This is a genomic window from Kitasatospora sp. NPDC127067, assembly GCF_042724755.1.
In the GTDB taxonomy this organism is placed as follows: domain Bacteria; phylum Actinomycetota; class Actinomycetes; order Streptomycetales; family Streptomycetaceae; genus Kitasatospora; species Kitasatospora lactacystinica.
In genome coordinates this window covers 57,883-67,641 of the sequence record NZ_JBHXEM010000038.1, presented here as the reverse complement: position 1 = coordinate 67,641, position 9,759 = coordinate 57,883, and the positions used below count along the sequence as shown (strand labels likewise).

The 9,759-nt window shown below is 75.7% G+C and carries 9 protein-coding genes; 6 read left to right on the top strand and 3 right to left on the bottom strand.

Annotated elements, in window-relative coordinates; all coding sequences use genetic code 11:
- Positions 1 to 54 precede the first annotated feature (54 nt).
- From ACFWJ4_RS18070 to ACFWJ4_RS18055, 4 genes are all read left to right on the top strand, one after another.
- The gene (locus ACFWJ4_RS18070) at positions 55 to 711 is read left to right on the top strand and encodes a YigZ family protein (protein WP_380545029.1); all 657 of its coding nucleotides are present in this window, start codon (positions 55 to 57) and stop codon (positions 709 to 711) included.
- Positions 712 to 1,011: 300 nt separating this feature from the next.
- Complete coding sequence (locus tag ACFWJ4_RS18065) at positions 1,012 to 3,042, top strand: hypothetical protein (RefSeq protein WP_380545020.1); 2,031 nt, start codon at positions 1,012 to 1,014, stop codon at positions 3,040 to 3,042.
- 114 nt (positions 3,043 to 3,156) lie between these two features.
- Positions 3,157 to 4,917 (top strand): restriction endonuclease, encoded by a 1,761-nt coding sequence (locus tag ACFWJ4_RS18060; protein WP_380545017.1) that lies wholly within the window; start codon positions 3,157 to 3,159, stop codon positions 4,915 to 4,917.
- Positions 4,918 to 5,189: 272 nt separating this feature from the next.
- On the top strand, positions 5,190 to 5,954 hold the full coding sequence (locus tag ACFWJ4_RS18055; protein ID WP_380545014.1) for a ZIP family metal transporter: 765 nt from the start codon (positions 5,190 to 5,192) through the stop codon (positions 5,952 to 5,954).
- A gap of 59 nt (positions 5,955 to 6,013) precedes the next feature.
- Here ACFWJ4_RS18055 and ACFWJ4_RS18050 read toward each other — a convergent pair whose 3' ends face one another.
- A complete protein-coding gene (locus ACFWJ4_RS18050) occupies positions 6,014 to 6,919 on the bottom strand; it encodes a LysR family transcriptional regulator (RefSeq protein ID WP_380545011.1) in 906 nt (301 codons plus the stop codon).
- A gap of 169 nt (positions 6,920 to 7,088) precedes the next feature.
- Here ACFWJ4_RS18050 and ACFWJ4_RS18045 point away from each other — a divergent pair, with 169 nt between their 5' ends.
- On the top strand, positions 7,089 to 8,030 hold the full coding sequence (locus ACFWJ4_RS18045) for an EamA family transporter (protein WP_380545027.1): 942 nt from the start codon (positions 7,089 to 7,091) through the stop codon (positions 8,028 to 8,030).
- Here ACFWJ4_RS18045 and ACFWJ4_RS18040 read toward each other — a convergent pair.
- Positions 7,945 to 8,466 (bottom strand): MarR family transcriptional regulator, encoded by a 522-nt coding sequence (locus ACFWJ4_RS18040; RefSeq protein WP_359909198.1) that lies wholly within the window; start codon positions 8,464 to 8,466, stop codon positions 7,945 to 7,947. The genes ACFWJ4_RS18045 and ACFWJ4_RS18040 overlap by 86 nt on opposite strands.
- Before the next feature lie 168 nt (positions 8,467 to 8,634).
- Here ACFWJ4_RS18040 and ACFWJ4_RS18035 point away from each other — a divergent pair, with 168 nt between their 5' ends.
- Positions 8,635 to 8,970 carry a DUF2218 domain-containing protein gene (locus ACFWJ4_RS18035; protein ID WP_380545008.1) on the top strand — a complete coding sequence of 112 codons (336 nt, stop codon included), beginning with the start codon at positions 8,635 to 8,637 and terminating at the stop codon, positions 8,968 to 8,970.
- On the opposite strand, the gene ACFWJ4_RS18030 is transcribed toward ACFWJ4_RS18035, so the two are convergent.
- Positions 8,940 to 9,605, bottom strand: a complete 666-nt coding sequence (locus ACFWJ4_RS18030; RefSeq protein WP_380545005.1) for a phosphatase PAP2 family protein — start codon at positions 9,603 to 9,605, stop codon at positions 8,940 to 8,942. The genes ACFWJ4_RS18035 and ACFWJ4_RS18030 overlap by 31 nt on opposite strands.
- Positions 9,606 to 9,759: the final 154 nt, after the last annotated feature.

The following is a 9,759-nucleotide window of genomic DNA, read 5'->3' as shown; positions in this document are numbered from 1 at the left end:
GTGTCCAGGGGCGGCACCGCCAGCCTTCGCCGTCCTCGGGAGGACCTCCCCGCCATGTCCGCCACGCCGGAGCCCACCGCCAGGCCGTACCTCACCATCCGGCGGGCCGGCAGCCACGAGACCGAGATCAAGAAGTCCCGGTTCATCTGTCACCTCGCCCGGGTCGCCGACGAGGAGGAGGCGCAGGCGTTCATCGCCGGCATCCGCAAGCAGTACTGGGACGCCCGGCACAACTGCACCGCCTTCGTGGTCGGCGACGAGCAGCGCCGCGAGCGCTCCAGCGACGACGGCGAACCCGGCGGCACGGCCGGGGTGCCGATGCTGGAGGTGCTGCGCCGGCGCGGGCTGACCGACACCGTCGCCGTGGTCACCCGGTACTTCGGCGGGATCAAGCTCGGTGCGGGCGGCCTGGTGCGGGCGTACGGCAACGCGGTCTCGGCGGCGGTGGACGGGATCGGCCTGCTGGAGCGGCGGCCGGTCGCGCTGCTCGCGGTGACGGTGGACCACGTCCGGGCCGGGCGGGTGGAGAACGACCTGCGGGCGGCCGGGTACGCGGTGAGCGATCTGGCCTACGAGGCCACCGGGGTGCGGATCGAGGTGGGCGTGCCGGAGCCGGACGTGGCGGAGTTCCACACCTGGCTGGCGGAGGCGACCGGCGGTACCGCGGTGGCGGTCCCGGCCGGCCGCACCTATGTCGAGGTGCCGGTCTGAGAGGTGCCGCTCCGAGCGGCACCGCTCCGGCCGCGGGGCGGGTGGTACCTCGTGGGTCCCGGGGGACGGACGATCCGCGGGACGGCCCGTCGGACGGCCCGTGACCGGCCGTTTCCGGTAGCCCAGGCCTTGCGCCACGCGGAAGGACGCTTGAGCAGATTCACCCGAACGTAGTGTCGTTGCCCGGAGTTGGAACTTCCGCTCCGGGCCGTGGCGTTTCCTGGGCAAGGTTCCGGCAGAACCGGACGAAACCGTCGATGGAGGACACAGGACCCGACCCCGCACCGCGGAGGTATGCGCATGACCTCAGACCGTTCGACCTCGAATCCCCTGTCCGCGACGAACCCGATCTCCAGCCGCCCGACCTCGAACCGTCCGACTTCGTACCACCCGACCTCGAACCACCCGATCGCGAACCGCCCCGCCCCGAACCGCGTCCGCGCGCACGCCGCCGCCGACCTGCCCGGCCCCCGCGGTCCCGCGACGCCCTACCGGATGACGGTCACCACGCTCCTCGGGCACGCCGAGGCCGTCGCCCTGGCCGACGAACAGCTGGCCTCCTGGCTGAAGCAGGAGGGCTACGAGGAGCCCCCACCGGCCCACCGCGCCCCCGTCGGGCAGAGCGCCGAACCGGCTCCCACCGCCGAACCGGCTCCCACCGCCGAGCGCCTCCGCCTGGGCGAGCGCGTCCTGCTCGACCGCGACCGGGGCCCGCTGCGCGAGGGACCGGGCGCCGGCCGCTACGACCGCCGCCGGCTGCGCACCCCGGCCCCGCACGGCACCCAGCAGCTCACCCTCACCGTGGCCACCGCGGCGGACGGCCCCACCTGGGTCCGGCTGGAGGCCGAGACACACAGCACCGGCAGCGGTGTGCGCACCCCGTGCCGGGTGCCGGTGCCCGAACTCGCCCGCTCGCTCCTCCCGCTGCTCGACGCCACCGACGGCCCGTCCGTCGTCCGCTCCGCCCCCCGGGTGATCACGGCCGACGAGGTCGACGCCCTGATCGACGAGCTGTGCGACCCCGAGCGCAGGCTGCCCACGGTGGTGGCCAGCGTCCCGGTGAACCTCCCGCTCGACCGCTGGGTGGAGGACGTGGTGGCCCCGCTCTGCCAGCAGCTGCCCGGCCTCGCCACCACCTACGTGCTGGACCCCGGCGCCCGCACCGGGTTCAACGTCGCGCTGGAGTACCACACCGTCTACGGCGGAGCGGTGCGCACCTACCTGCCCGAGGTCGACCCGGCCTCCCGGCAGGACAGCGCCCGACATCCGGTGCTCGCCCGGGGCCGAATAGAAGAGGACCTGCGCCGCGCCGCCGGGCTGCTCGCCCGCGAGCCGCGCCGCCTGGCCGCGGAGCAGCCGCTGCCACCGCCGCTCGCGGCCGTCCCGGTGCTGCGCGTCCCGCCGCCGCAGCTCCGCGAGCCCGCCGAGCAGTCCGCCGAGCAGACCGCGGAGCAGACCGCGGAGCAGACCGTCGAGCGGGCATCCGAGCAGACCGGGCGGACGGCTGGGAACGTCGTCGGACAGGCCTGCGAACGGACCGCCGAACAGGCCGCCCCGGACCAGGGCGACGACCTGGCCGCGCTCGTCCGCGAGGAGCAGCAGGACCGCGCGGAGCAGCAGGCCCGGGCCGACGAGCTGGAGCGGGTCCGGCACACCCTGCGCCTGGAACGCCGCGAGCACCGGGACCGGGGCCAGGGCCGGGAGGGCCGCGACGGCCGGGACATCCGGGAGGGCCGCCTCCGCTCCGGAACCCGCGCCCTGACCGGACGCCACTGCGTCGCACCGGGCAGTGGTCCGGTCGTCGGGCCGCACTCCGTCGCCCAGCTCCACGACCACCGGGGCACGCCCGAGACCTTCTCCGAACTCATGGCCAGGCTGGGCGAGTTCCCGCTGGTGACCTTCACCGGGGACCAGAAGAACGCGCTCGCCCTGGACGAGCTGCAGTGCGCCGGCGCGGGCTGGGCCCGGCTCGCCTGGGACGGGCTGACCGCCCTCCAGGAGTACGCCGAGGCGGCCGTCCGCGGCGCGGCCGGCGGGGACTTCAAACAGTGGTGCGAGCGCACCCCCGAGGGCTGCCACCGCTTCCCGCCCCGCAAGGCGGTCCGCGGGGAGTCCAGGACGGTGTTCAGCCACACCAAGTGGAAGCGCGAGCGGATGCTGCCGGTGCCGGAATGCGTCGACTCCTCCCGGCGCGCGTTCATGGGCGCGCACCTGCGGATCGGCGGCGGCCGCACCGCGCCCCGGCTGCACTACCTGGACGACTGCTCCGGCAGCGGCCGGATCTACGTCGGCTACATCGGTCTGCACCTCACCAACACCCGGACCAACTGAGCGGCTTGGCTGACCGCTGCGTCCGTTCGGGGGACAATGTCCGGCAGCGGCGGGTCCACAGGTTCGCCGATCGCCCCGGGCAGGCGCCGGACGAGCATGGGGGAACGACGACCGATGCAGTACCCAGCAGACGGCCAGTCCGACGGAACCGCCACCGTCCAGTTCCCCCGGCCGGGCTTCCTCGCCTCGGTCTTCCGCGACCTCGGAGCCGAGGAGGAGCAGGAGCCGGGCGGCGTCGTCGCCGGCCGCCCCAGTGGGGGCACGGCCGGTGACGGTCCGTCCGGGGACGGCCCGGCAGCAGGTCGCGGTCCAACCGGTGCCGGTCCGTCCGACCCGGATCCCGCCGGTCCCGGTCCCGGTCCCGGCCGAGCCGACCACGGAACTGGCCACTCCGGCCCCGCCGAGGCCGACCAGGACGAGGCCGTGGCGGCGCACGCCCGGGCCGCCGCCCTGACCCACCACCGCACCCGCACCGTCCAGGCCGAGCACGACCGGCTGGCCGACCTGCTGCGACGGGCCGCGCTGCCCGTCTCGGCCATGGACTTCGAGAGTCAGCTGCGCCACTACCAGCCCCGCCCCTACCCGGCCGACGGTCCCGTCGCGGCCGAGGACTCCGAGCCCCGCTGGGAGGACTACGCTCCCGCCGAGCCGCCCGCGGCCGACCCGGACAGCGGCCCCTCCCGCCGGCTGCTCGACTCCGGCTACCAGCGCGAGCTGGCCCAGGCCCGGCTCACCCACCAGCGCGCCCTGCGCGAGTGGCGCACCCGCCGGGCCGAGGCCGGAAGCCCGGCCGCCGACGAGTCCCGGCGCGCCCACGAGGCGGCCGAGGAGGCCCGGGCCCGCGCCGTGCGCGAGTACAACGAGAGCCTGGAGGAGTGCCGACGGGCGTACCGGCTGGCCGAACCGGCCGCGGTGGAATCGCTGCTGGAACGGGCGCTGGCCGCCGCCGAGACCGCCACCCAGGACCTGCCCGCCCCCTGCCGGGCGGTCTTCCGCCCGCTCACCCGCACCGCCGTGCTGGACCTCGACCTGCCGCCGCTCGACCTGGTGCCCTCGCTCACCGGCTACCGGCTCGACCCGGACGGCGACATGCGTCCGGTGCCGCGCCCGCCCGCGGACCGGGCCACCGACTACCTGCGGCTGGTCGCCCGGCTCGCCCTGCGCGCCCTCCAGGCCGCCGACGCCGTCGACACCGACGAGATACTCGCCGGCGTCGTCCTCAACGGCTGGCTGCGCGACCCCGCCGCGGCCGAGCCGCTCTGCCTGGTCAGCGTGGACGCCGACCGCGACGCGCTGGCCCGCACCCGGCTGTTGCCGCCGGGCACCCCGTACGAGGAACGCGACGACGAGGGCGTCTACGCCGACGCCGAGCAGGACGAGGCCCTGGTGCGGCTGCGCCAGCTCGGCGCCGCCGTCACCCCGGACCCGTACGACCGGGCCGGTGTCCAGCCGGCCGCCCGGGCCGGGGCCACCGTGCCGGCCGCCTCCGACCTGTCCGCCAACGAGTTCGCCCAGCTGGTGCGGGACCTGCTGACCAGGGGCGGGATCGCGCAGTGGAGTGTCCGGCTGCGCGGCCCGGCCGGGCTGGTCGCCACCGGCGAGGGCGCGCCCGGGACCGCGCTGCCCGGCCGCTGGGTGGTCTGGGCCTCCCGGGACACCGCGTCGGTCGGCGCCGAGCAGATCGAGACCCTGGCCGAGGCGGTCGGGGAGGAGTCCGCCGAGCGCGGGCTGCGGCTGACCACCGGCCGGTTCACCGAGGAGGTGCTGGACCTCACTGCCGAGGAGAGCCACCGCCACATCCACCTGATCGACGGCGACGGCGTCCGCGAACTCGCCCACACCCACCTCGGCCTGCCGCTCGCCACCGGCGGCTGAGGGGCCCCTCGCCGCGGCGGGCGGCCTCACTCCGACAGCCCAACCGGCGGCCCATCCGGGGGGCGCCCGCGTGGGCCCGGGCCGAGGCTGGGGGCACGGCTCCCGGTCGGGCCCGGCACCCCGGGTGATCACCGTCGAACGGGCGTCCGGTACGGTCGGCGGTCGGCCCGGTCACGGGCGGATCCCAGGGGGAGAGGAATGGGCAGAACGCTCGGCGGACCACCCGGTGAAGGCCCCGGCCACCAGGCCGGACCCGAGACGGAGTCGGCCCGATGACCGCGGTACTGGTCGCCGCCGCGGCGTTCCTGATGACCCTGGTCGGCGGCTTCGTGGCCCAGCGCACCCGCGACCGCCGCCACCTGGTGCTCGGCTTCGCCGCCGGTCTGATGCTCGGCGTCGTCGCCTTCGACCTGCTGCCCGAGGCGATCCACCAGGCCCCGAACGAACTCCACGGCGTCCCGCAGGCGCTGCTGATGTTCGCGGCCGGCTTCCTCACCATCCACGTGATCGAGCGCGCGGTCGCCATCCACCGCGGCCACGAGGGCGAGTACGCCGCGCACTCCCACGGCCACCAGCACGGGCACACCCACTCCGTCGGGCACCAGGGCGTCGGGATGACCGCCGCACTGGCCCTGGTCGGGCACAGCGTGATGGACGGCTTCGCGATCGGCGCCGCCTTCCAGGCCGGCACCACGGTCGGCACGGTGGTGGCCATCGCGGTGGTCGCGCACGACTTCGCCGACGGCTTCAACACGTACACGATCACCCGGCTGTACGGGAACAACCGGAGGCGGGCGCTGACCCTGCTCGCCGCCGACGCGCTGGCCCCGGTGTCCGGCGCGGCGATCACCCTGGCGTTCACCATCCCGGCGCACCTGCTCGGCCTCTACCTGGGCTTCTTCTCCGGCTTCCTGCTCTACCTGGCGACCTCGGACATCCTCCCCGAGGCGCACAGCCCGCACCCCTCGCGCACCACCCTGCTCTGCACCGTGGCCGGGGTCGGCTTCATGTGGCTGGTGATCGGCTTCGCCGGCTGAGGCCCGTACGAGGCCTGCACGAGGCCCGGCCCCCGCGATGCCCCCGGACACGGCGGCCCTCAGACCGGAAGCCGCCCCCAGCACTCCCGCATCGAGGCCAGCGCCTCGGTGATGGCCGGACGCCGGGAGGCCTGGGAGCGCCAGAGCGCGAACACCCGGCGGCCGGGCTCCGGCGCCACCCGGCGGACCGCCACTCCGGGCGGCAGCGGGCCCCGTCCGAGCCTGGGCACCAGACCCATGCCCAGACCGGCCGCGACCAGGGCGATCTGCGTCTCGAACTCCCCGACCTGGTAGCGCACGTCCGGCTCCTCGCCGGCCTCGCGCAGGGTGCGGACCAGCCAGTCGTGGCAGATGTTGCCCGGCGGCACGCTGATCCAGCGCTGCCCGCACAGCCGCTCCACCGGCACCGGGTCGAGCGCGGCCAGGTCGTCGTCGGCGGGCAGCAGCAGGTCCACCGGGTCCGTGCCGAGGTCCATCCGGGAGACCCCCTCCTGCACCGGCAGCGGCACGGTCGGCCAGTCCTGCACCAGCGCCAGGTCCACCTCGCCCCGGGCCACCAGTTCGGCCGCCGGGTAGGGATCGCGCTCCAGCAGCCGGACGTCCAGCTCCGGGCAGCGCCGCCGCAGATCGGCCAGCGCCCCGGGCATCAGTCCGCGGGCACCGGACGGGAACGCGGCCACCAGCAGCCGCCCGACGGCCCGGCCGCGCTGCTCCTCCAGCCGCACCTCGGCCTGCTCCACCAGCCCCAGCACGGTCCGCGCGGTGACGGCCAGCTCGCGCGCCGCGTCGGTCAGCACCACGCCACGGCCCTGCCGCTCCAGCAGCACCGTGCGGGTCTCCCGCTCCAGCTTGGCGATCTGCTGCGAGACCGCCGAGGGCGTGAAGCCGAGCGCGGCCGCCGCCCCGCCGACCGAGCCGTGCACCGCCACCGCGTGCAGCGCCCGCAGGCGCCCCAGATCCATCATGCAGTGATCCTAAAGTGTCCGCTTCAGTATTCATCGCTGGTGCTACACGGTCCGGGGTCGCCATGCTCGACCCATGACCGCGACAACCGCCGCCGCCCCGAGCGGCCGCACCAGCACGGGCAGCACCGGCAGCACGAGTGGCACGGGTGGCAACGGCGGTCCGGGAGGCATGAGCCCGCGCCACATCGCCCTGGCCGTCCTGGTGGCCGCCGTCTGGGGCCTCAACTTCGTCCTGATCCACGTCGGCCTCGACAGCTTCCCGCCGCTGCTCTTCTGCGCCCTTCGGTTCGCCGTCGTCGCGGTGCCGGCGGTCTTCTTCGTCGGCCCGCCCAGGGTGGCCCGGCGCTGGGTGGTGGCGGTCGGCGTGGTCCTCGGGGTGGTCAAGTTCGGGCTGCTCTTCCTCGGCATGCACGCCGGGATGCCGGCCGGACTCTCCTCCCTGGTGCTCCAGGGGCAGGCCGGCTTCACCGCGCTGTTCGCCGCCGTACTGCTGCGCGAGCGCCCCGGCCGGCAGCGGCTGGCGGGCCTGGCGGTCGCCTTCGCCGGCATCGCGCTGAGCGCCTGGGACCAGGGCGCGGGCGGACCGCTCGGGGCCTTCGCCTTGGTCGTCCTGGCCGCCCTCGCCTGGGGCCTGGCCAACGTGCTGACCCGCAGGGCCGCGCCGCCGGACGCCCTGCGCTGGATGGTCTGGGTCAGCGCCGTCCCGCCGCTGCCGCTGCTGGGCCTGTCCCTGCTGGTCGAGGGGCCCGACGCGGACCTGCGCGCCCTGCGCGGGATCACCCCGGCCGGACTGGGCGCGATCGGCTACGTCGGGCTGGTCTCCACCCTGTTCGGCTTCGTCGCCTGGAGCCTCCTGCTGCGCACCTACGACGCGACGGCCGTCGCGCCCTACTCGCTGCTGGTCCCGGTGTTCGGGATGTCCTCGGCCTGGCTGCTGCTGGGCGAGCGGATCAGCCCGACCGCCGCCGCGGCCGCGCTGCTGGTGATTGCCGGGATCGGGATCACCGCGCTGCGCCCGGGGGCCGCTACCGGCGTGGTGGCCCGGCTTCGAGGAAGCGGGCCTCGGCCGAGCGCAGCACCCGCAGCAGCACCTCCTCGTCGGCGGGGCTGACCTCGCCGAAGTACTCCTGCGCCACCTCGTCCCGGACCTGCCCGATCCGCTCCACCGCCGCCCGCCCGGCCTCGGTCAGCAGGATCCGCACCGCCCGCCGGTCGGCCGGGTCGGGGCTGCGCTCGACCAGGCCGGCCTCCTCCAGCGCGTCGACCACGGTGGTCGCCGAGCGCGGGGCGATGTGCAGCTTGTCGGCGAGGTCGCTCAGCCGCATCGCGTGGTCCGGCGTCTCGCAGCCGGGCACGTGGGCGAGCGTGCGCAGCGCCCGGGCCTGGCCGGGGGTGATGCCGTACGGCTCCAGCCGCCAGCCGGTCTGACGCCGGATCCGCTTGATCGCCCTGGTCATCGCGTCGGCCAGTTCGGCGGCGGTGTCCGGGGTGCCGGACCGGGGGCCGGAGGAGGGGTCCGCCGGTTCGTCGGTCGGCGTGGTGGTCATCGGCGGTCTCCTCGGCTGGCGTCCGCCCAAGGGTAGCCGTCGGTCCGGGGCCCGCGGCCGGCGGCGGAGGGTGATCGCGGAAATATGTTGAGCTTAGCTCAGCATCTGGGTTAGCGTTGCCCCGAGTGAGGGGACCCTAAGTTCCCCTCCCCGACCCTTGGAGGACCCATGCCCCGCTCCGAAGCCCGCGTCGCCACCGACCGCCCGGGCCGTTACGCCAAGCAGCTCACCGCCCACATGGGGCGCAAGATCGAGGCCGTCTACTCGGAGGAGACCGGCCGCGGCACGATGGTCTTCGGCGCCGGCACCGCCACCCTGGAGGCACAGCCCGACGCGCTGCTGCTCACCGTCGAGGGCGAGCGCGAGAACCTGCCCGGCCTGGAGGACGTCGTCGGCCGCCACCTGGTCCGCTTCGGCGCCCGCGACGAACTCGTCATCGCATGGCGCCGGGACAACGGCGAGCCCGGCCTCGTTCACCGCAACGAAGAGGCCCCCGAAGCCTGACGCCCCCCGGAACCCGGCCGGGGCAGCCACCGGGCGAACGCCCACAGCACCAGGACGGCCAGGCACCAGCTCGCCACCACGTCCAGCAGCCAGTGGAAATCGCTCCACACCAGCCCCGCGCCCACCCCGAGCGACAACAGCACCGCACCCGCCGTCAACCCCCGGACGGCGCGCGGCCCCGCCACCCGGGCCAGCAACAGCGCCGCCACCCCGTACGAGACCGTCGCCGTCGCGGTGTGCCCGGACGGGTACCAGCCCCACTGGCCCGCCGCCAGCGGCTCCCCGAGCGGACCCGGCCGGGCGAAGGCCGACTTCGCCGGGACCACCAGCAACGGGATCAGCACCGCCGTCAGCGCCGCCACCGGCAGCGGCAGCCACCAGCGCCCGGCCCCGGCCCGGCGCCCCAGCCACGCGGCCAGAGCACCGGCCAGCAGCAGCACCGGGACCGCCGGAACGCTGCTGCCCAGGTCCGACAGGAGGTGACCGAGCCGGTCGAGCAAGGAGTTCGGGAAGTACCGATGGGCCGAACGGACCGCCCGGCGGACCCAGCGGTCCACGCCGAGCAGCGGCCCCTCCGCCGCGACCTGCCAGGACACCACCACCAGCAGCACCGCCGCGACCACCGGCACCGCCACCGACCGCGCCACCCGGCCCGGAACGGCGGACAGCCGCCCCGGAGCAGGGGGGAGAGCTCCGGGGCGGCTCTGATGATCGCCGCTCCGCGCGCCCCGGGGGGTGTGGGTCGGACGGTCGGTCGATCGGCCTTCGGTGGGTGCCGACCCTCCCGGG

Bases quoted from the DNA above. Each gene is read 5' to 3' on its own strand.
- ACFWJ4_RS18070 (WP_380545029.1), top strand. From the start codon at position 55: ATGTCCGCCACGCCGGAGCCCACCGCCAGGCCGTACCTCACCATCCGG.
- ACFWJ4_RS18065 (WP_380545020.1), top strand. From the start codon at position 1,012: ATGACCTCAGACCGTTCGACCTCGAATCCCCTGTCCGCGACGAACCCG.
- ACFWJ4_RS18060 (WP_380545017.1), top strand. From the start codon at position 3,157: ATGCAGTACCCAGCAGACGGCCAGTCCGACGGAACCGCCACCGTCCAG.
- ACFWJ4_RS18055 (WP_380545014.1), top strand. From the start codon at position 5,190: ATGACCGCGGTACTGGTCGCCGCCGCGGCGTTCCTGATGACCCTGGTC.
- ACFWJ4_RS18050 (WP_380545011.1), bottom strand. From the start codon at position 6,919: ATGATGGATCTGGGGCGCCTGCGGGCGCTGCACGCGGTGGCGGTGCAC.
- ACFWJ4_RS18045 (WP_380545027.1), top strand. From the start codon at position 7,089: ATGAGCCCGCGCCACATCGCCCTGGCCGTCCTGGTGGCCGCCGTCTGG.
- ACFWJ4_RS18040 (WP_359909198.1), bottom strand. From the start codon at position 8,466: ATGACCACCACGCCGACCGACGAACCGGCGGACCCCTCCTCCGGCCCC.
- ACFWJ4_RS18035 (WP_380545008.1), top strand. From the start codon at position 8,635: ATGCCCCGCTCCGAAGCCCGCGTCGCCACCGACCGCCCGGGCCGTTAC.